This window comes from Xanthomonas sp. CFBP 8443 (genome assembly GCF_025666195.1).
Classification (GTDB): Bacteria; Pseudomonadota; Gammaproteobacteria; order Xanthomonadales; family Xanthomonadaceae; genus Xanthomonas_A.
This window is the reverse complement of the sequence record NZ_CP102592.1, coordinates 849,744-869,560: the sequence shown is the minus strand read 5'-3', so window position 1 is coordinate 869,560 and position 19,817 is coordinate 849,744. Positions and strand designations below refer to the sequence as shown.

Annotated in this window: 22 protein-coding genes; 5 read left to right on the top strand and 17 right to left on the bottom strand. The window is 68.2% G+C overall.

The features are described from left to right. Positions 1 to 68: 68 nt before the first annotated feature. From NUG20_RS03680 to NUG20_RS03645, 8 genes are all read right to left on the bottom strand, one after another. Positions 69 to 446 (bottom strand): hypothetical protein, encoded by a 378-nt coding sequence (locus NUG20_RS03680; RefSeq protein ID WP_263397101.1) that lies wholly within the window; start codon positions 444 to 446, stop codon positions 69 to 71. A 93-nt stretch (positions 447 to 539) separates the two neighbouring features. Continuing rightward, complete coding sequence (gene atpG, locus NUG20_RS03675) at positions 540 to 1,403, bottom strand: F0F1 ATP synthase subunit gamma (protein ID WP_145705144.1); 864 nt, start codon at positions 1,401 to 1,403, stop codon at positions 540 to 542. A gap of 145 nt (positions 1,404 to 1,548) precedes the next feature. Continuing rightward, positions 1,549 to 3,096, bottom strand: coding sequence for a F0F1 ATP synthase subunit alpha (gene atpA / locus NUG20_RS03670; protein WP_263397100.1), 1,548 nt, complete (start codon positions 3,094 to 3,096; stop codon positions 1,549 to 1,551). A 147-nt stretch (positions 3,097 to 3,243) separates the two neighbouring features. Continuing rightward, positions 3,244 to 3,771: a F0F1 ATP synthase subunit delta gene (locus tag NUG20_RS03665; protein ID WP_179568768.1), complete on the bottom strand. Its 528-nt coding sequence runs from the start codon at positions 3,769 to 3,771 to the stop codon at positions 3,244 to 3,246. A gap of 1 nt (position 3,772) precedes the next feature. Then, a complete protein-coding gene (locus NUG20_RS03660; protein ID WP_263397099.1) occupies positions 3,773 to 4,243 on the bottom strand; it encodes a F0F1 ATP synthase subunit B in 471 nt (156 codons plus the stop codon). Positions 4,244 to 4,358: 115 nt separating this feature from the next. Next, complete coding sequence (gene atpE, locus NUG20_RS03655; protein ID WP_046978353.1) at positions 4,359 to 4,658, bottom strand: F0F1 ATP synthase subunit C; 300 nt, start codon at positions 4,656 to 4,658, stop codon at positions 4,359 to 4,361. Between the two features lie 79 nt (positions 4,659 to 4,737). Beyond that, positions 4,738 to 5,532, bottom strand: coding sequence for a F0F1 ATP synthase subunit A (gene atpB / locus NUG20_RS03650; protein WP_263397098.1), 795 nt, complete (start codon positions 5,530 to 5,532; stop codon positions 4,738 to 4,740). 27 nt (positions 5,533 to 5,559) lie between these two features. After that, positions 5,560 to 5,925: an ATP synthase subunit I gene (locus NUG20_RS03645; RefSeq protein ID WP_179568774.1), complete on the bottom strand. Its 366-nt coding sequence runs from the start codon at positions 5,923 to 5,925 to the stop codon at positions 5,560 to 5,562. Between the two features lie 443 nt (positions 5,926 to 6,368). Here NUG20_RS03645 and NUG20_RS03640 point away from each other — a divergent pair, with 443 nt between their 5' ends. Beyond that, the gene (locus tag NUG20_RS03640; protein ID WP_263397097.1) at positions 6,369 to 7,181 is read left to right on the top strand and encodes a hypothetical protein; all 813 of its coding nucleotides are present in this window, start codon (positions 6,369 to 6,371) and stop codon (positions 7,179 to 7,181) included. A gap of 91 nt (positions 7,182 to 7,272) precedes the next feature. On the opposite strand, the gene NUG20_RS03635 is transcribed toward NUG20_RS03640, so the two are convergent. The 3 genes from NUG20_RS03635 to aceF form a co-directional block, all read right to left on the bottom strand. Beyond that, positions 7,273 to 7,968: a DUF6624 domain-containing protein gene (locus NUG20_RS03635; protein WP_263397096.1), complete on the bottom strand. Its 696-nt coding sequence runs from the start codon at positions 7,966 to 7,968 to the stop codon at positions 7,273 to 7,275. A 120-nt stretch (positions 7,969 to 8,088) separates the two neighbouring features. Continuing rightward, complete coding sequence (lpdA, locus tag NUG20_RS03630; protein WP_263397095.1) at positions 8,089 to 9,894, bottom strand: dihydrolipoyl dehydrogenase; 1,806 nt, start codon at positions 9,892 to 9,894, stop codon at positions 8,089 to 8,091. Between the two features lie 132 nt (positions 9,895 to 10,026). Next, positions 10,027 to 11,796: a dihydrolipoyllysine-residue acetyltransferase gene (gene aceF, locus NUG20_RS03625; RefSeq protein WP_263397094.1), complete on the bottom strand. Its 1,770-nt coding sequence runs from the start codon at positions 11,794 to 11,796 to the stop codon at positions 10,027 to 10,029. Between the two features lie 244 nt (positions 11,797 to 12,040). Here aceF and NUG20_RS03620 point away from each other — a divergent pair, with 244 nt between their 5' ends. After that, on the top strand, positions 12,041 to 12,799 hold the full coding sequence (locus NUG20_RS03620) for a TspO-related membrane protein (RefSeq protein ID WP_263397093.1): 759 nt from the start codon (positions 12,041 to 12,043) through the stop codon (positions 12,797 to 12,799). Between the two features lie 10 nt (positions 12,800 to 12,809). Here the strand turns inward: NUG20_RS03620 and NUG20_RS03615 are convergent, their stop codons facing one another. Continuing rightward, the gene (locus NUG20_RS03615; protein WP_263397092.1) at positions 12,810 to 13,340 is read right to left on the bottom strand and encodes a DNA-deoxyinosine glycosylase; all 531 of its coding nucleotides are present in this window, start codon (positions 13,338 to 13,340) and stop codon (positions 12,810 to 12,812) included. A gap of 183 nt (positions 13,341 to 13,523) precedes the next feature. Between NUG20_RS03615 and NUG20_RS03610 the strand changes: the two genes are divergently transcribed. Continuing rightward, on the top strand, positions 13,524 to 14,159 hold the full coding sequence (locus tag NUG20_RS03610) for an OmpW/AlkL family protein (protein WP_263397091.1): 636 nt from the start codon (positions 13,524 to 13,526) through the stop codon (positions 14,157 to 14,159). 92 nt (positions 14,160 to 14,251) lie between these two features. Here the strand turns inward: NUG20_RS03610 and NUG20_RS03605 are convergent, their stop codons facing one another. The 5 genes from NUG20_RS03605 to NUG20_RS03585 form a co-directional block, all read right to left on the bottom strand. Continuing rightward, complete coding sequence (locus NUG20_RS03605; RefSeq protein ID WP_263397090.1) at positions 14,252 to 14,815, bottom strand: CcdC protein domain-containing protein; 564 nt, start codon at positions 14,813 to 14,815, stop codon at positions 14,252 to 14,254. Positions 14,816 to 14,827: 12 nt separating this feature from the next. Beyond that, on the bottom strand, positions 14,828 to 15,634 hold the full coding sequence (locus NUG20_RS03600; RefSeq protein ID WP_263397089.1) for a MetQ/NlpA family ABC transporter substrate-binding protein: 807 nt from the start codon (positions 15,632 to 15,634) through the stop codon (positions 14,828 to 14,830). Between the two features lie 197 nt (positions 15,635 to 15,831). Further along, complete coding sequence (locus tag NUG20_RS03595) at positions 15,832 to 16,527, bottom strand: methionine ABC transporter permease (protein WP_263397088.1); 696 nt, start codon at positions 16,525 to 16,527, stop codon at positions 15,832 to 15,834. Continuing rightward, a complete protein-coding gene (locus NUG20_RS03590; protein ID WP_263397087.1) occupies positions 16,524 to 17,531 on the bottom strand; it encodes a methionine ABC transporter ATP-binding protein in 1,008 nt (335 codons plus the stop codon). Before NUG20_RS03590 ends, NUG20_RS03595 begins: the two co-directional genes overlap by 4 nt. Before the next feature lie 111 nt (positions 17,532 to 17,642). Beyond that, positions 17,643 to 18,539, bottom strand: a complete 897-nt coding sequence (locus NUG20_RS03585) for a DMT family transporter (protein ID WP_263397086.1) — start codon at positions 18,537 to 18,539, stop codon at positions 17,643 to 17,645. A 107-nt stretch (positions 18,540 to 18,646) separates the two neighbouring features. Between NUG20_RS03585 and NUG20_RS03580 the strand changes: the two genes are divergently transcribed. Both NUG20_RS03580 and NUG20_RS03575 read left to right on the top strand, forming a co-directional pair. After that, a complete protein-coding gene (locus NUG20_RS03580; RefSeq protein ID WP_263397085.1) occupies positions 18,647 to 19,129 on the top strand; it encodes a YajQ family cyclic di-GMP-binding protein in 483 nt (160 codons plus the stop codon). 70 nt (positions 19,130 to 19,199) lie between these two features. Continuing rightward, complete coding sequence (locus NUG20_RS03575) at positions 19,200 to 19,760, top strand: DUF1415 domain-containing protein (protein ID WP_263397084.1); 561 nt, start codon at positions 19,200 to 19,202, stop codon at positions 19,758 to 19,760. The last annotated feature ends 57 nt before the right edge of the window (positions 19,761 to 19,817 follow it).

Genomic DNA, 19,817 nt, shown 5'->3' with positions numbered 1-19,817 from the left:
GGTGGCTTTCCGCAACATCCGGGAGAGATTCCCGGCCAGGCTACCGGCCGGGAATCCGATTTACCGCATCACTCGCACTTGAGCATCGTAGCGGTTTGCGTGAACTGGTCGCTGGCCTGCTTGCACGCCGCCGGCAGACCGCTCTTGTCGGCCATCGAGTCCCACTGTGCCTTGGACTGGTCGATCGCCTGCTGGAACGCGGCAGCGGCGCCGTTGCCGCCGGACTTGGCGAAGCACGCCTTCGCACGGGCCAGATAGTCTTCGCATTCTTTCGGAAGACCGGCGGCGACCGGGGCGGCAGCAGCGGCATCGGTTGCCGGAGTAGCCGGAGCGGCGGTCTCGGCAGCCGGAGCCGGAGTCGCGGTGTCAGCGGCGGGGGCGGCCTCTTCCTTCTTACATGCAGCCAGGGTTGCACACAGCGCGAGCGAGAGCAAAACCTTGTTCATTCCATTTCCTTGGTAGTTTAGGTGGCGACCGATGCGCGAAACGTGTTGCTCCAACAACGGAAGCGCCGTGCGCAACGGCGAGTCCGACGAACCTCACACAGCGGCCGCGCCGCCCACGATCTCGGAAATTTCCTGGGTGATCGCCGCCTGCCGCGCCTTGTTGTAGATCAGCTGCAAGGTGCTGATCAGCTTGTTGGCGTTGTCGCTGGCGGCCTTCATCGCGACCATGCGCGCGGCATGCTCGGAGGCCACGTTCTCCAGCACCGCCTGGTACACCAGCGACTCGATGTAGCGCGTCATCACGTGCTCGAGCACGGTCGCGGCATCGGGTTCGTACAGGTAGTCCCAGTCGTGGTGCGCGACCTGATTCTCCGCCGCCGGCAGCGGTAGCAGCTGATCGAAGCTGGCCTTCTGCGTCATCGTGTTCACGAAGCGGTTGTAGACCAGGTAGACGCGGTCGACCTTGCCCTCGGTGAACGCATCCAGCATCACCTTGATCACGCCGATCAGCTGCTCCAGCTGCGGCACGTCGCCGAGGTGGCTGACGCTGCCGACCATGTCGACCTTGAGCCGGCGGAAGAACACCGAGGCCTTCTGGCCGATGGTGACCACGTCGATGCCGGCGCCCTTGTCCTGCCACTGGCGCACTTCGCCCAGCATCTTGCGGAACAGGTTGTTGTTGAGGCCGCCAGCCAGGCCGCGATCGGAGGAGATCACGATGTAGCCGACGCGCTTGACCGCATCGCGCTGCACCAGGAACGGATGCGTGTAATCGGTGCTGGCCTGCGCCAGATGGCCGATCACCTGCTTCATCGCCTGCGCGTACGGGCGCGAGGTCTTCATCCGATCCTGCGCCTTGCGGATCTTGGAGGCCGAGACCATCTCGAGCGCGCGCGTCACCTTGCGGGTGTTCTGCACGCTCTTGATCTTGGTTTTGATTTCGCGTCCGCCTGCCATTTTCTTCTCGTCGGGACTCGGGACTCGGGACGCGGGACTCGGAAAAGCCCGCTCACGAATCGTTTCTACTTTTCCGGATCTCGTTTCTCGGAACTGGAGCCCGCTTTCGCGAGTCCCGAGTCCCGAGTCCCGAGTCCCGGCGCGCTTACCAGCTACCCGTGGTCTTGTACTCGCCGATGCCCTTCTTGAACGCCGCTTCGATCTCGCCGTTCCAGTCGCCGCTGTCGTTGACCTTGGCGACCAGTTCGCCGGCGGTGTTGGCGAAATGCGCGTGCAGGCCTTCTTCGAAGGCGCCGATCTTGTTGACCGGCACGTCGTCCAGGAAGCCTTCGTTGACCGCGTAGATCGACAGCGCCTGGTTGGCGATGGACATCGGCAGGTACTGCTTCTGCTTCATCAGCTCGGTGACGCGCTGGCCGCGCTCGAGCTGCTTGCGGGTGGCTTCGTCCAGGTCCGAGGCGAACTGCGCGAACGCCGCCAGCTCGCGGTACTGCGCCAGCGAGATACGGATGCCGCCGGAGAGCTTCTTGATGATCTTGGTCTGCGCGGCGCCGCCGACGCGCGACACCGAGATACCGGCGTTCACCGCCGGACGGATGCCGGCGTTGAACAGATCGGTTTCCAGGAATATCTGGCCGTCGGTGATCGAGATCACGTTGGTCGGCACGAACGCGGATACGTCGCCGGCCTGCGTTTCGATGATCGGCAGCGCGGTCAGCGAACCGGTCTTGCCCTTCACTTCGCCGTTGGTGAACTTCTCCACGTAGTCCTCGGACACGCGCGCGGCGCGCTCCAGCAGGCGGCTGTGCAGGTAGAACACGTCGCCCGGATAGGCTTCGCGGCCCGGCGGGCGCTTGAGCAGCAGCGAGATCTGGCGGTAGGCCACGGCCTGCTTGGACAGATCGTCGTACACGATCAGCGCGTCTTCGCCGCGGTCCATGAAGTACTCGCCCATGGTGCAGCCGGCGTAGGCGCTGATGTACTGCATCGCGGCCGACTCGGAGGCGGTCGCGGCGACCACGATGGTGTGCGCCAGCGCGCCGTTCTCTTCCAGCTTGCGCACGATGTTGGCGACGGTCGAGGCCTTCTGCCCGATCGCCACGTACACGCACTTGATGCCGGTGGTCTTCTGGTTGATCACCGCATCGATCGCCAGCGCGGTCTTGCCGGTCTGGCGGTCGCCGATGACCAGCTCGCGCTGGCCGCGGCCGATCGGGATCATCGCGTCGACCGACTTGTAGCCGGTCTGCACCGGCTGGTCGACCGACTTGCGCCAGATCACGCCCGGCGCCACGCGCTCCACCGGCGCGGTCTGCGAGGTGCCCAGCGGGCCCTTGCCGTCGATCGGCTCGCCCAGCGCGTTGACCACGCGGCCGAGCAGTTCCTTGCCCACCGGCACTTCCAGGATGCGGCCGGTGGTCTTGGCGACGTCGCCTTCGCGCAGGTTCTCGTAGTCGCCGAGCACCACGGCGCCGACCGAGTCGCGCTCCAGGTTCAGCGCCAGGGCGTAGGTCTCGTTCGGCAGTTCGATCATCTCGCCCTGCATCACGTCGGCCAGGCCGAAGATGCGCACGATGCCGTCGGACACGCTGGTGACCGTGCCTTCGTTGCGCGACTCCGCGGTCAGCTTGACCTGCTCGATGCGGTTCTTGATCAGTTCGCTGATTTCGGAGGGGTTGAGCGTGGTTGCCATCTTGGTTTCCTTCGGATCGTCCACCGCGCGAAGGCGGATGGCGACGTTTGGTTAGCTTCTTTGAGAATCGGGAATGGGGAATCGGGAATCGCAGGTGGCGTCGCCGCCGGGCCGGGCTCTCTACTCTCTATTCGCCATTCCCGCTTCTTAGTGGGCCAGTGCGGATTGCAGGCGCGACAGCTTGCCTTTCAGCGAACCGTCGATGACCACGTCGCCGGCGTCGATCACCGCGCCGCCGATCAGCGAAGCGTCCACCGCCGTGGTGATCTCGACCTCGCGGCCGAAGCGCTGCTTCAGCGCCACCTTCAGCGAGGCCACCTCCGCGTCGCTCAGCTGGGTGGCCGAGGTCACGTTGGCCTTGACCACGCATTCGGCCTCGGCGCGCAGCTGATCGTACAGCCCGGCGATCTCCGGCAGCAGCGGCAGCCGCTGCCCTTCGGCCAGCAGGCTCAGGAAGCGCGCGTACTGCTCGTCGGCCACCTGCGGCGCCAGCAGCGCCACCGCCTGTTCGCGTTGCAGCTGCGGGTTGTGCAGCAGCGCGGCCACGCGCGGATCGGCCGCGACCTGGGCGGAGAACGCCAAGGCCTGCGACCACGGCGCGAGCTTGCCGGCATCGCTGGCCGCGGCGAACGCGGCGCGGGCGTACGGACGCGCCAGTGTGAGGGCCTGGCTCATCTCAGATCTCCGCCGCCAGCTCGTCGAGCAGCGCCTTGTGGGCGTTGGCATCGATTTCGCGGCGCAGCAGCTTCTCGGCGCCGCTCACCGCCAGCAGCGACACCTGGCGACGCAGGTCCTCGCGTGCACGGTTGGCCGCGGCGTCGATCTCGGCCTGGGCCAGATCCTTCTGCCGGTTGGCCTCGGCGATCGCCTCGTTCTTGGCCGCTTCGACGATCTGGTTGGCGCGCGCGTGGGCCTGGTCGATGATCTCGTTGGCCTTGGTACGCGCGTCCTTCAACGCTTCGTTGACCTTTTCCTGCGCCTGCGCCAGATCCTTCTGGCTGCGATCGGCGGCGGCGAGGCCTTCGGCGATCTTCTGTTGGCGCTCTTCGATGGCCTGCATCAGCGGCGGCCAGATCTTGGTCGCGACGATCCAGATCAGACCGGCAAACGCCAGCGCCTGGGCAAAGAGGGTGAGACCGATATTCATTGGGTACGCTCAGCCAAAGGTGACGGGGTGGACGTGCCGCCCTGCGGCGGACGCGTCCGAACCTTCATCCGCAGCGGCGGCCGCATTGCTGCGGCCGTCCGCCGGTGCAACTGGATCAGCCGCCCTGCGGCAGGCGCGACACGAACTCGCCGATCATCGGGTTGGCGAACGCGAACAGCAGGCCCACGGCGACCGAGATGATGAACGCGGCGTCGATCAGGCCGGCGGTGATGAACATGCGCACCTGCAGCACCGGGATCAGTTCCGGCTGGCGCGCGGCCGACTCCAGGAACTTGCCGGCCATGATGGCCAGACCGAGGCCGGCGCCCAGCGCGGCCAGGCCGATCATGATGCCGACGGCGAGGACGGTGGAGCTCTGGACTTGGGCGAGGTTGGTCAGGACGGCGAAGTACATGGTTTTCTCCAGGAACAAAGTTGCTTGAGGATGGTGAATCGAACGAAGGGTTGCAAAAAAAACGCGTGAAGCAGGAACGTCAGTGGCTGTCTTCCGCCAGGCTCAGATACACGATGGACAGCATCATGAAGATGAAAGCCTGCAGCGGGATCACCAGCAGGTGGAACAGCATCCAGCCGAAGCCGAACGCGCCGCCGGCCAACGCGCCGACGATGCCGGCACCGCCCAGCACCCAGATCAGCAGGAACACGATCTCGCCGCCGAACATGTTGCCGAACAGTCGCATCGCCAGGGAGATCGGCTTGCTCAGCCACTCGACGATATTGAGGATCAGGTTGAACGGCAGCATCCACTTGCCGAACGGGGCGGTCAGGAATTCCTTGGTCATCCCGCCCACGCCCTTGGAGCGCAGCGAGAAGAAGATCATCAGGAAGAACACGCTGATCGACATGCCCAGGGTGGCGTTGACGTCGGCGGTGGGCACCGGCTTCCAGTAGTGCACGCCGACCAGGGCCAGCGGCATGGCGATGAAGTCCGCCGGGATCATCTTGATGAGGTTCATCATCAGGATCCAGAAGAACAGGGTGATCGCGATCGGGGTCACCAGCTTGCTGGTGCCGTGGTAGGTGTCCTTGGCCTGGCGGTCGACGAACTCCAGCAGGATCTCCACGAACGCCTGCCACTTGCCCGGCACGCCGGCGGTGGCCTTGCGCGTGGCCAGCCAGAAGCCGAACACCATCAGCAGGCCGGACAGCACCGACATCACCAGCGTGTCGACGTGCACCTGCCAGAACCCGCCTTCCTGCACCTGGAAGGTGAGGTTCTGCAGGTGGTGCTGGATGTAGGAGGTAGGGGTTGCTTCCTCGCCCGCCATGAGTCCTGAGCCTTTATCTGATTTCGATCAACGTCTGGCCAGAGCCAGAACCTGGAACATCAGCCCGGTGGCGATACCCGCCAACAGGGCCAGAGGAGGCAGCCGCCACCAGGCAAAGCCCAGCGCCAGTACCGCGAACACCAACACCCACTTCAGCACCATGGCCACGATCAACCGCGCCATCGCCGCACCCGCCGCCTGCACGCCGCCGCTCAACGCGGTGCGTGCCGCCAGCCATCCCCCCGCCACTGTCGCCAGCCCGGTTGCGGCGGCGCCCATGGCGTACTTCGGCCCCAGCAGCAGGAACGCCAGGGAAACCACGGCCACCGCCACCAGCGGGTAAATCGCTGCGCGCAGCATCAGCCGCCGACCCGCATCAACGGAGTTCAGCACAGAAAATCCTGCAGTTGTGTGGTGGATTGAGGACGTCTTCGCGTCCGTCGAGCCGCGGAATTATAGCAATGGGACAATTTGCGAGACAACCGCCAAAGGTTGCGGCCGTCCCTTAAATCGCGCCAAGCCATCCACGATAGCACGTCGCGGACCCGCTCCGCGGCCTGGATTGATGCATCGCAACAAGGATCTGCGTGGGAACTTTACGCCGCGCATCCGGTCCGATCTGCAGGGACTGCGCCCCATCCTCGTCGATCTGCAGCGCAGGCCTATGGAGCCCCGGGTGACCGGGGCTCTTCTTTTTGCGCTCCGGTTCTGTGATGGAGACCGCCCTGTCCTGGTCCATACCTTCACGGATGGTGGACACGGTCTTAAGGATAGTTTGCCCACGCAGTGGCACTAGCCATTGGCGCATTCATTACCAAAGACGGAGCCCTGCCCCCATGAAACACCTGCTTGCCCTGGCCTTGCCATGCGCGCTCGCCGCCGCATACGCCCTCCCCGCCCATGCCGAAGACACCGACGACCGGTTCACCATCCGCCTCGGCGCGATGAACATCGACAACGACAACACCCTGCGCGGCGACACCTCGATCAACGGTGAGGAGCTGTCCGGTTCGCAGGACTTCGACTTCGGCGGCAAGGAATGGGAGCCGCGTGTGGACGGCGTGTTCCGCCTCAGCACCCGCCAGCGCCTGATCTTCGACTACTTCAAGTACGACAAAGACCGCCGCGAGGAACTGGGCGAGACGGTCAGCTACGGCGACTTCACCGTGCCGGCCGGCAGCTTCGTCAAGGGCGAGCTCAAGTACCAGGTGGCGAGCCTGGTGTACGACTATTCGGTGGTCGACACCCCCGAGTTCAGCGTGGGCCTGCAGGTCGGTGCCGAGTGGGCCAGGGTCGAAGCCAACGCCTATGCCGACCTGGGCGACCTGTACACCGGCACCTTCGCCGACGAGAAGGAAGACGGCTACGCGCCGGTGGTCGGCCTGCGTTTCACCGCGCAGCCCAGCGAGCACTGGCTGTTCAACGTGCAGGGCCAGTACATGAACACCAGCTGGGGCGACTTCGGCGACTACGACGGCGACCTGACCCGCGCCAATGCGATCGCCGAGTACCGCTTCACCCGTAACTTCGGCATCTTCGCCGGCTACGACTGGTTCAAGCTGGACGTCGACCGCTCCGGCCGCGACGGCACCATCGGCCTGAAGCAGGAGTTCAAGGGCCCGGTGGCCGGCGTGACCTTCGCGTTCTGATCCTGCGCCACCCGCTGCATCCGGAAAGGCCCGCCATGTGCGGGCCTTTCCGTTTTCGGGCGCCGCGGATGGCGGACGTGCCGCTGCGCGATCACGGCGCCGGCGAGAGCCCGGCGACCATGCACAGATAATCGGATAGCGGCATGTCGCCGACGCTGGCGCGGCGCGCGTCGACCTGCTGCGGATCCTCGATCGGCTTGGGCTCCCAGCGCCCCTGTTTCGCGACCAACTGGGTGCCGTAGCGCTGCGGCTTGCCCTGCGCGACCAGCACGCGATCGGTCAGCATGGCCATGTTGCGCGCCGCGATCTCGCCGCGCTCCACCTGCGGCGCCAGCTTGCTCAGCACCTCGGCCTGGAAGGCGGGGTCGCGGTCGGCATGCTGCACCAGCAGCCAGGCCGCGGCGACGCCGTCGCCGCCGACCTGCGCCGCACTGGGCAAGCCGTCGTGCTCGGCGACGATGCGCTTGATCTGCGGCAGATGCGCCGCATCGATCGCAGCCATCTTCTCCACTCCCGCCAGCGACCAGTCGCCGCCGCGGGCCTGCTGGTCCACGCGCTGCATGTCCAGCAGGCGCTGGCGCAGCGCAAGATCGGTCGGCGCGGCCGCGGCCGGTGCGGCGGCCGCGGCACGTGCGGCGTCGTCATGGTGGCTGCGCATGAACTGCGCCGCGCCCGGACAGCGCGCCAGCGCGGCGCTCAACGCGGGATCCTCCGCCTCCTCGGCGGCACCTGCCGCGCGCAACGGCAGCGCGCAACACAGCAGCAGGCCCAGCAGCGCGTGGCGCATCGTGCGTCTCCGAGATCGGCTGGAGCGACCGTAGCAAAGGCGAGACGCCGCGCCAACACCGTCCGCAAACGACGACGCCCCGCGCGGGGCGGGGCGTCGTCGGCATCGCGAAGCAGTGGATTACTTCTTCTTCGGGATGTACAGGTCGGTGATGGTGCCGTCGTAGACCTCGGCGGCCATGCCGACCGATTCGCTCAGGGTCGGATGCGCGTGGATGGTGTGGCCGATGTCCTCGGCCTCCGCGCCCATCTCGATCGCCAGGCCGATCTCGGCCAGCAGGTCGCCGGCATGCACGCCGACGATGGCGCCGCCGATGATGCGGTGGGTTTCCTCATCGAAGATCAGCTTGGTGAAGCCCTCGGTGCGGCCGATGCCGATGGCGCGGCCGCTGGCCGCCCACGGGAACTTGGCCACGCCGACCTTCAGGCCCTTGGCCTTGGCCTCGGTCTCGGTGACGCCGACCCAGGCGATTTCCGGGTTGGTGTAGGCCACCGACGGGATCACCCGCGCCACCCACTCCTTCTTCTCGCCCGCCGCCACTTCCGCGGCCAGCTTGCCCTCGTGCGTGGCCTTGTGCGCCAGCATCGGGTTGCCGACGATGTCGCCGATGGCGAAGATGTGCGGCACGTTGCTGCGCATCTGCCGGTCGACCGGGATGAAGCCGCGCTCGGTGACGTTGACCCCGGCCTTCTCCGCGCCGATCTTCTTGCCGTTCGGGGTGCGGCCCACCGCGACCAGCACGCGATCGTAGGTGGTCGCGCCCAGCCCCGGCTGCTCGCCTTCGGCCGCGGCTTCGAACGACACCGTGATGCCCTTCTTGTCGGCCTTGACCTCGGTGGCCTTGGTCTTCAGGTGGACTTCGACGCCCTGCTTCTTCAGGCGGTCGGCCAGCGGCTTGACCAGGTCCTTGTCGGCACCCGGCATCAGCTGGTCCATGAACTCGACCACGGTGACCTTGCTGCCCAGCGCGCTGTACACGGTGGCCATTTCCAGGCCGATGATGCCGCCGCCGACCACCAGCAGGGTCTTGGGGATCTCCTGCAGCTCCAGCGCGTCCGTGGAGTCCATCACCCGCTTGTCGTCCCACGGGAAGTTCGGCAGCTTCACCGCCTGCGAACCGGCGGCGATGATGCAGTGCTCGAAGCGCAGCAGTTGGGTCTTGCCGTCGGCACCGACGATTTCCAGCTCGTTGGGCGACACGAACGACGCCACGCCGGTGACGGTGCGCACCTTGCGCTGCTTGGCCATGCTCGCCAGGCCGCCGGTCAGCTTGCCGACCACGTTGTCCTTGTACGCGCGCAACTTGTCCAGGGCGATCTTGGGCGCGCTGAAGGTCACGCCGAAATCGCCGGCATGGGCGACCTCGTCGATCACCGCGGCCGCGTGCAGCAGCGCCTTGGACGGGATGCAGCCGACGTTGAGGCACACGCCGCCGAGGCTGGCGTAGCGCTCGATCAGCACCGTGTCCAGGCCCAGGTCGGCGGCGCGGAACGCGGCGGTGTAGCCGCCGGGGCCGGCGCCGAGCACCACCATCTTGCATTCGATGTCGGCCGGCTTGCCGCTGGCCAGCGCCGGCTTCGGCGCCGGCGGCTCGGCCGGGGCGCGATGCGACGGCGCGACCGGCGGCTTGCTGGCCGGCACGTCGGCCTTGGCCGCGGCGGGCGCGGCCGCCGGCGTGGCACCGGCATCCTCGGTTTCCAGCAGCGCGATCACCGCACCCTCGGACAGGGTGTCGCCGAGCTTGACCTTCAGCTCCTTGATCACGCCGGCCGCCGCCGACGGCACTTCCAGCGTGGCCTTGTCCGACTCCAGCGTCAGCAGGCCCTGGTCCTTCTTGACCGTGTCGCCGACCGCGACCAGCACTTCGATGACCGGAACCTCGCTGTAGTCGCCGATATCCGGGACCTTGACCTCAATGACCGCCATGCAGCTTCTCCTGTGGCCCGGCCGGCGCGCCGGCGGGCGATTGCAGTTCTACGGCGCCGCCGCGATGGACGCGGCGCGCGCAGGTGGGGGAAAACACGGGCCGCGCCGGGCGCGGCGCCGTTGCGGCAGGACTTACAGCAGCACCCGGCGCATGTCCGCCAGCACCTGGCTCAGGTAGGTGGTGAAGCGCGCCGCCGCGGCGCCGTCGATGACCCGGTGGTCGTAGCTCAGCGACAGCGGCAACATCAGCTTGGGCGCGAATTCCTTGCCGTTCCACACCGGCTGGATCGCCGACTTGGACACGCCCAGGATCGCCACTTCCGGCGCATTGACGATCGGCGTGAACGCGGTGCCGCCAATGCCGCCGAGCGAGCTGATCGAGAAGCAGCCGCCGCTCATCTCGGCCGGGCCGAGCTTGCCGTCGCGCGCCTTCTTGGCCAGCTCGCCGCTCTCGCGCGCCAGTTCGACCACGCCCTTCTTGTCCACGTCGCGGATCACCGGCACCACCAGCCCGTTCGGGGTGTCGGCGGCGAAACCGATGTGGAAGTACTTCTTCAGGGTCAGGTTCTCGCCGGCCGCATCCAGCGAGGCGTTGAAGTCGGGGAACTGCTTCAGCGCCGCGGCGCTGGCCTTGAGCAGGAAGGCGAGCATGGTCAGCTTGATGCCGGCCTTCTCGTTCTCCTTGTTCAGCGCCACGCGCAACGCTTCCAGGTCGGTGATGTCGGCCTGCTCGAACTGGGTGACGTGCGGGATCATCGCCCAGTTGCGCGCCAGGTTGGCGCCGGAGATCTTCTTGATCCGCGACAGCGGCTTGACCTCGACCTCGCCGAACTTGGCGAAGTCCACCTTCGGCCACGGCAGCAGGTTCAGGCCGTTGCCGCCGCCCGCCGCCGGCGCGCCGCCAGCCGAGGCGGCCGCCGCGCCGCCGGACAGCGCCGCCTTGACGTAGCGCTGCACGTCGTCCTTGGTGATGCGCCCGCCGTGCTCGGTGCCGCTGACCTGGAACAGGTCCACGCCCAGCTCGCGCGCGAACACGCGCACCGCCGGGCTGGCGTAGGGCACCTTCTGCGGCAGCACGCTGTCGGCGTTGAACTCCACCGGCGGGCTGCTCGGGGTGCCGGCGGACGCGCCCGCCGCGGCGGCCTTGGCCGGGGCCGAGCTCTGCACCTGCGCGATCTCGCGCTGGGCCAGCTTGTCCGGCGCGGACGAGGCCGGCACCGGCTCCACCCCGCCGCCGGTCTCGGCGCTGGGCTGGACCGCGCCCGACGACGGCGCATCGGCGTTGGCGCCGGCCACTTCGATCAGCGCCACGACCTTGCCCTCGGACAGGCTGTCGCCGACCTTGACCTTCAGTTCCTTGACCACGCCGGCCACCGACGAGGGCACTTCCATCGTCGCCTTGTCCGACTCCAGGGTCACCAGGCTCTGGTCCTTGGCGACGGTGTCGCCGACCGCGACCAGCACCTCGATCACCGGCACGTCGCTGTAGTCGCCGATGTCCGGCACGCGCGCCTCGACGATACCGGCCGCGCCCGCCGGCGCAGGCGCGGGCTTGACCGCTTCCTGCCGGGCCGGCTGCGACGGCGCCGCTTCCTGCTTGGCCGGCGCCGCGGTCGCCTTGGCCGCTGCCGGGGCGGGCGCGGCGGCGCTGGCGCCGTCCTCGGCCACTTCGATCAAGGCCACCAGCTTGCCTTCGGACAGGCTGTCGCCGATCTTGACCTTCAGCTCCTTGACCACGCCGGCGAACGGCGACGGCACTTCCATCGTCGCCTTGTCCGACTCCAGGGTGACCAGGCTCTGGTCCTTCTTCACCGTGTCGCCGACCGCCACCAGCACTTCGATTACCGGGACGTCGCTGTAGTCACCGATATCGGGGACAAGTGCTTCCTTGATTTCGGCCATGCGGGCAACTCCGGCAACTAATGAGGGGGAAACCCCTATTGTGGCGGCCCGCAGCCGCAGCGCCAACCTTTGCCGGGCAAAAAAACCCGCGGCGGCCGTGCCGCGGCACCGGGAAGCGCCTGCGTCCGGGCGTTCGCGGCGACTGTACGCCGGCGCATTGTCTCGGCGTCACCGCGGCCTCCGGCGGCGCACAGCCTTCACGGACGGGCGCTTAGCATGCGCCGCACCGGATCGGAGTGCCGCCATGCGTGTGTTCGTGCTGTTGATGTCGTTGGCGATGCCGCTGGTCGCCTGGTTCGCGCAGCGCGGCGCGTTCGGCCCGACCAATGGCGCGATCTCCGACCGCTACCCGACCCTGATCGTCGCCGCCGGCTATGCCTTCGCGATCTGGGGCCTCATCTTCCTGCTCGACCTGGGCTTCGGCCTGTGGCAGCTGTCGCCGCGACGCCGGCGCGACGGCGCGCTGGCGCGGGTGCGGCTGCCGGCGGCGCTGGGCTTCGGCCTGACCGCGCTGTGGATGCCGGTGTTCTCGCAACAGCACTTCCTGCTGGCGCTGGGGGTGATCTGGGCGGCGCTGGCCTGCCTGGCGCTGGCCGCGCTGCGCCTGTCGCGCGATCCGCACGCCGAGCCGTGGCAGGCGCTGTGGGCGTGGCTGCCGTTGTCGCTGCACGCCGGCTGGCTGTCGCTGGCCGCCTTCCTGAACACCGCGCAGGTAATCGTCGCCTACCGCTGGCTGTCCACCGAACACATGCTGCCGTGGAGCCTGCTGCTGTTCGCGCTGGCCGCGGCGCTGCTGCTCGGCCTGAACCGGGCGATGCGCGGCAACCTGGCCTATGCCGCCGCCGCGCTGTGGGCGCTGGCCGCGGTCTACGTCAAGCAGGCCGGCAGCGGCCTGGACGGGGCGCGCAGCGCGGCCTGGGTGGCGTTGGCGCTGGCCGCCGTGCTGCTGGTGCAGACGCTGTGGCTGCGGCTGCGCGCGCGTTCGCTGCGCACGCAGCACTGATCCGGGCGGGCTACGACGAGGGCGTAAGCCAGGCCTGCAGCGGCCCCCAGGCCTGCTGCAGCCGCGGCAGCGAGAACGCGGCGTTGGCCGGGCTGGTCGACGGCAGCGCCAGCACCGCCAACGCCGGGTCGCGCGGCGGCAGCTGCGGCTGCACGAAACGCGCGAACGCGTTCGCCGCAGCGGCGCCGTTGCAGGCGATCGCGCGCAACTGCGGCAACTGCGCGATGCGCGCGGGCAAGGGATTGGGCACTTCGCTGCCGCGCACGATCGCCGCGTCCAGGCTGCCGCTGCGCCGGCACTGGCCGATCACGTCCCACAGGCCCACGCCGCACGCGTGCATGGCCTGCACGCGCGCGTGGTACTCCAGTTGCGGATCGAAGCCGCACAACGCGCCCAGCAGCGGCCACAGACGGTTGCGCGGATGCGCGTAGTAGCGCGCGTGCTGCAGCGAGGCCGCGCCGGGCATGGAGCCGAGAATCAACACCCGGCAATCGTCGCGGATCTGCGCGGGCAAGCCCTGCAACAGCGTTTGCGTCGTCACGTCGAGGGCACCACGATGAATGTCGCCAAGCCTTAAAACCTCGTTATTTCAGGCATCGAACGCGTGTGTCTGAACGATGCCTGGACTCGCCCGGACGGGGTCGGCGTCGATTCATCTTCTCATCGATACGGTGTGCGCGCCCACTCCCCGTGGCCCCACAAGAAAAAGATGAGGAGATTCCCAATGCGGTCCATTCAAATGCTGAGCCTGGCTGTCGTTTCCGCTCTCGCGTTCGCGCCTGCCGCGTTTGCGCAGGACGGCGCCGATACTGCATCCGGCAAGCGCTTTTCCGTCGTCGGCAGCGCAACCCTGCTCGACCCCCATTCCAAGCCGGCCAATGGCCTGGACATCGATGGCGGCCCGGCGCCGACCATCAGCGCCAGCTGGCTGATCAACGACAACTGGGCGGTGGAACTGTGGGGCGCGGCCGACAAGTTCAACCACCGCGTCAACGCCAGCGGCGTGGGCAAGGTCGGCACGGTCGAGCAGCAGCCGCTGGCGCTGAGCGGCCAGTACCACTTCGGCCAGGCTGACAACGTGTTCCGTCCGTTCGTCGGTGTCGGCTACTACGAGTCGAACTTCAGCAACGAGAAGATCGACGGCCTGTCGGCCAGCGGCCAGCACGTCGGCCTGGACACCGCCAAGGGTGCGATCGGCACCGTCGGCGTGGACATGAACATCAACTCGACCTGGTTCGCCCGTGCCGATGCGCGCTACATGCATTCGCGCCCGGAAGTGCAGGTCGCCGGCAGCGGCACCGGCCAGGACCTGAAGCTGGATCCGTGGCTGGTCAGCTTCGGCGTCGGCGCGCGCTTCTAAGCACGCCTGCATCGCGTCACATGCAAACGGGCCCGATGGGCCCGTTTGTTTTTGCGCTGGCCGCACCGCGGCACTGCGCGCCGAGCCGCCGCTCAGCGTGGCGAACGGTCGTAGCCGCGATAGCGGTCGTAATGTCGCGCCTTGCGCCGCAGCAGCCATGCATACGCGCAGGCGTAGCCGAGCAACAACGCCGCCGCGCCAAGGAGGCTGGCGTGGCTCATCCAGCCCTGCGCCGGCCACGCCGCGTGCTCGCTCATGCTGCGCCAGCCCTGCACCAGGCCGGCGCCGATGCGTGCCACCACCAGCAGCGTCATCGCCAGCACCAGCCACAGGTTCGGCGTGTAGTACAGGCCCTGCGGCAACGGTTCGAACCGGCTCAACCAGATCCCCAGCGCGCCCAGGGCGAGGCCCGCCAGCCAACCGAGACAGGCATAGGCCGCCGCGTTGGGCCACCAGTGTGCGGCGATCAGCGCGAAGCCCAGCAACAGCGCGCTGGACACCAGCGCCGACCAGAACTGCACGCCAGCCAGCCACGCCCGCGCCTGGCGCCGCGAGGTGCCGTAGCGGAAGCGCTGCAGCAGCGACAGCGGCAACAACACCGCGGTGACCGCCAGCGCGATCACGATCGCCAGCGGAATGGCCAGCAGCAACGGCATGCGCGGGTCTCCTCAGAACGCCGGCAGCACCGCGCCCTGGTACTTGCGCTCGATGAAGGCCTTGACCTCGGGACTGGTCAGCGCCTTGGCCAGCTTCTGCACGCGCGGGTCGTCCTTGTTGTCGGCGCGCGCGACCAGGAAGTTCACGTACGGCGAGTCCTTGCTCTCGATCGCCAGCGCGTCGCGGGTGGGATTGAGCCCGGCGTCGAGCGCGTAGTTGGTGTTGATCAGCGCCAGGTCGACCTGGTCCAGCACCCGCGGCAGCATCGCCGAATCCAGTTCGCGGAACTTCAGCTGCTTGGGATTGGCGACGATGTCGCGCTGGGTGGACAGCGCGTTGGACGGATCCTTGAGCTTGATGACCCCGGCCTTGTCCAGCAGGATCAGCGCGCGGCTGTTGTTGCTGGGATCGTTGGGGATCACCACGTCGGCGCCCTGCGGCAGCTCGGCCAGCGACTTGACCCGGCGCGAGTAGGCGCCGAACGGCTCGATGTGCACGCCGACCACGGTGACCAGGTCGCTCTTGCGATCGCGGTTGTAGGCGTCCAGGTACGGCTCGGTCTGGAAGTAGTTCACGTCGATCTGCTTCTGCACCACCTGGTCGTTGGGCTGCACGTAGTCGTTGAACACGCGCACGTCCAGGGTCAGGCCCTCTTTCTCCAACATCGGCTTGACCACCTCAAGGATCTCCGCATGCGGCACCGCGGTGGCGGCGACGCTGAGGCGTCCGCTGTCGGCGCCGGACGAGGACGTTTTGCCGCAGGCGGCAAGAGCCAGCACGGCGGTGGCGAGCAGCAGGCGAAGCGGGAGCTTGGTCATGGCGGGAATCCGAAAACGTGGGGAAGAAGAGCGGCCAGGCCGCCATGCGGGCAAGCTAGCAGACCCGGGCGCTGCATGCGGCGAAGGGCCAAGGATGGCTTTTCTGTAGGAGCGGCTTCAGCCGCGACCGCTTTACCGATAGATCCGGTCGCGGCTGAAGCCGCTCCTACAGAAGAGCGAACAGGTGAGCTGCGCGCTCAGCGCCGGCTGTAATGCGCGACCAGCCGATCGCCGAGCATCTGCAGGCCCTGCACCAGCAACAGCAGCACCACCACGGTGATCAGCGCCACGTCGGCGTGCGAACGCTGGTAGCCGTCGCGGTAGGCCAGGTCGCCGAGGCCGCCGGAGCCGATCGCGCCGCCCATCGCGGTGAAGCCGATCAGCGCGATGGTGGTCACCGTGGCGCCGGCGATCAGTCCCGGCCGCGCTTCAGGCAGCAACACCCGCGTCACCAGCTGCCAGGTGGTCGCGCCCATCGCCAGGCTGGCCTCGACCACGCCGCGGTCCACTTCGCGCAGCGCCGTCTCCACCAGCCGCGCATAGAACGGCGCCGCGCCGACCACCAGCGGCAGGATCGCGCCGCGCACGCCCAGCGAGGTGCCCATCGCCCACAGCGTCAGCGGGATCATCGCGATCATCAGGATGATGAAGGGCACCGAGCGCAGCACGTTGATCGCCAGCGCCAGCACGCCGTACAGCAGCGGCCGCTGGTGGGTCTGGCGCGGCCCGGTCAGGAACAGCAGCACGCCCAGCGGCAGGCCGATCAGCAGAGTCAGCGGCAGCGAGCCGCCGAGCATCAGCAGCGTGTCCAGCGTGGCGTTGCCGATCTCGGCCCATTTGCCGGGGTCGAGATTGCGGAAGAACCCGCTGGCGGCGGTCGCGAACGGGATCATCGGCGCAACTCCTCGACATGCACGCTGGCGGCGACGAACGCGGCCTGCGCTGCGTCCACGTCGCCGCCGACCAGGGCCACGGTCAGCTGGCCGTACGGGGTGTCCTTGATCCGGTCGATGCGCCCGGACAGGATGTTGTAGTCCACCGCGGTCTCGCGCGCGATGCGCCCGAGCAGCGGCGCATAGGTATCGCCGCCGACGAAGGTCAGGCGCAGGATGCGCCCGGCCACCGCGCCGAAGTCGCGATGCAGTTCGCCTTCGTCGACATGCTCGGCCTCGGACACGAAGCGGCGCGTGGTCGGATGCCGCGGGTGCAGGAACACCTCGGTGACCGGCCCGCTCTCGACCAGGTGCCCGGCGTCGAGCACCGCCACGCGGTCGCAGACGCGGCGGATCACGTCCATCTCGTGGGTGATCAGCACGATGGTCAGGCCCAGCTCGCGGTTGATCTGCGCCAGCAGGCTCAGCACCGAGGCGGTGGTCTGCGGATCCAGCGCGCTGGTGGCCTCGTCGCAGAGCAGGATCTGCGGCCCGGTGGCCAGCGCGCGGGCGATGCCGACGCGTTGCTTCTGCCCGCCGGACAGCTGCGCCGGATATTTGTTGGCGTGCTCGGCCAGGCCGACCCGGGCCAGCAGTTCGGCCACCCGCGCATCGATCTGCGCGCGCGGGGTGCCGGCCAGTTCCAGCGGGAAGGCGACATTGCCGGCGACGCTGCGCGAGGACAGCAGGTTGAAGTGCTGGAAGATCATGCCGATGCGCCGGCGCAGCGTGCGCAGGCCGGCGCGGTCGAGCGCGGTGACGTCTTCGCCGCCGATCAGCAGGCGCCCGCCGCTGGGCTCCTCGAGCCGGTTGATCAGCCGGATCAGGGTCGACTTGCCGGCGCCGGAGTGGCCGATGATGCCGAACACCTCGCCGGCCCGGATGTCCAGGTCGAGCGGGTGCAGCGCCACGACCGATTGGCCGGCGACGGAGTAGGACTTGTGCAGGTGCTCGAACTGGATCAACGCGCGGGGACCGGCAGCGGAAGGGGGCGCAAAGCCTATCAGGCCAAGGTTGTGCGCGTTATTCCATTCGATTCTAACGCTTGCGCGTGCGGCCGCAGGCAGCGGCGCCGGCTACGGATGCGCCTGCGGCGGCGGACGCACGGTGGCGCGGACCCGCTCGCGGTGCAGCAGGTACAGGCCGCTGGCGACGATGATCGCCGCGCCCAGCCAGGTCCAGGCGTCGGGCAGCTTGCGCCACAGCAGCCAGTCCCACGGGATCACCCAGATCAGCCCGCTGTACTCCAGCGGCGCGATCAGCGAGGCGTCGCCGCGGCGGAACGCCTGGGTCAAGGCCACCTGTCCCAGCGCGCCGGCCAGGCCGAGCGCGGCGATCCAGCCGGCATCGGCCAGGCGCAGCGGGACCCAGCCCGGCAGCGCCAGCGCCCCGGCGCCGAGCGCCATGATCAGCAGGAACCAGACCACCAGCGATTGCGGCGTCTCGGTGCGCGCCAGCAGGCTGACCAGCACCGCCGCGACCGCGTAGGCGGCCGCCGCCAGCAGCACCATCAGCCCCGGCAGCGACACGAAGCCGCCCACGCCCGGGCGCAGCACCACCAGCACCCCGACCAGACCGATGCCGATCGCGGCCCAGCGCCGCGGACCGACGTGTTCGCCCAGCAGCGGCACCGACAGCGCCGCCACCAGCAGCGGGGCGACGAAGTAGATCGTGTAGGCGGTGGACAGCGGCAGGCTGCGCAGCGCCCAGGCGAAGCAGCCGATCATGGCGATGCCGAGCACGCCGCGCAGCAGGTGCAGGCCCCAGCGCACCGGCAGGATCGAGCGCGGGCCGGCGGTGGCCAGCACCCACACCAGCACGAACGGCAGCGAGGCGCCGCCACGCAGCGTGGCGACCTGCAGCGCCGGATAGTGCGCGGTCAGCATCTTCATCGCCGCATCCATCAGCGCGAAGCAGGCGACCGCCGCGACCATCCAGGCGGCGGCCGCGGCGTTGGAACGGGAGGTGGGCATGCGCGGATTATCGCCGCGATCGTTAGCGCCGCCCAGCAGCGCGGCCGCGTCGGCAGCGGCGCTGCGGCGACATCGGTAGGATATGGGGTCTTTCCCGAGGATCTGCCATGCCTTCCTTCGACGTCGTCTCCGAAATCGACAAGCACGAACTGACCAACGCCATCGACCAGGCGAACCGCGAGCTGTCGACCCGCTTCGATTTCAAGGGCGTGGAGGCCAGCTTCGAGCTCGACGACCAGGTCATCACCCAGGCGGCGCCGAGCGACTTCCAGGTCAAGCAGATGACCGACATCCTGCGCGCGCGGCTGATCGCGCGCGGCATCGACGTGCGCTGCCTGGAGTTCGGCGACGTGGAGACCAACCTGGCCGGCGCGCGGCAGAAGGTCACGGTCAAGCAGGGCATCGAGCAGAAGCTGGCCAAGAAGATCGTCGCCGCGATCAAGGACGCCAAGCTCAAGGTGGAAGCGCAGATCAACGGCGACAAGCTGCGCATCAGCGGCAAGAAGCGCGACGACCTGCAGGACGTGATGGCGCTGCTGAAGAAGAGCGATTTCGAGTTGCCGCTGCAGTTCGAGAATTTCCGCGACTGACCCGTGCGCGGCGGCATGCCCGCCGCACGCTTCGCCCGCTCGCCGCCCGCCCTCGCCCGCTGGAACCGCCTTGAACGATCCCGACCCCAACGCCGACCCGATCGCCGCGACCCGCCTGTGGCTGGAACGCGCGGTCATCGGCCTGAACCTGTGTCCGTTCGCCAAGGCGGTGCACGTCAAGCAGCAGATCCGCTACGTGCTCAGCGACGCGACCACGCCCGAAGCCTTGCTGGAAGAGTTGAGCGAGGAACTGCTGTTGCTGCGCGATACCCCCGCCGAGCAGATCGACACCACCTTGATCGTGCATCCGCAGGTGCTGGGCGATTTCCTGGACTACAACGATTTCCTCGACAACGCCGACGCCGCGGTGGACGCGCTGGACCTGCACGGCATCCTGCAGGTGGCCAGCTTCCATCCGCACTACCAGTTCGCCGGCACCGCGCCGGAGGACATCGGCAACTACACCAACCGCGCGCCCTTCCCCACCCTGCACCTGCTGCGCGAGGACAGCGTCGAACGCGCGGTGGCCGCGTTCCCGGACGCGGACGTGATCGTGGAGCGCAATCTGCAGACGTTGGAGACGCTGGGATTGGATGGCTGGAAGAAGCTGTTCGAGAACCGGGATCCGTGATTGGGGATTCGTGATTGGTAACGGCAAGGATCGCCAGAGCGCGCTGACCGCGCTTTT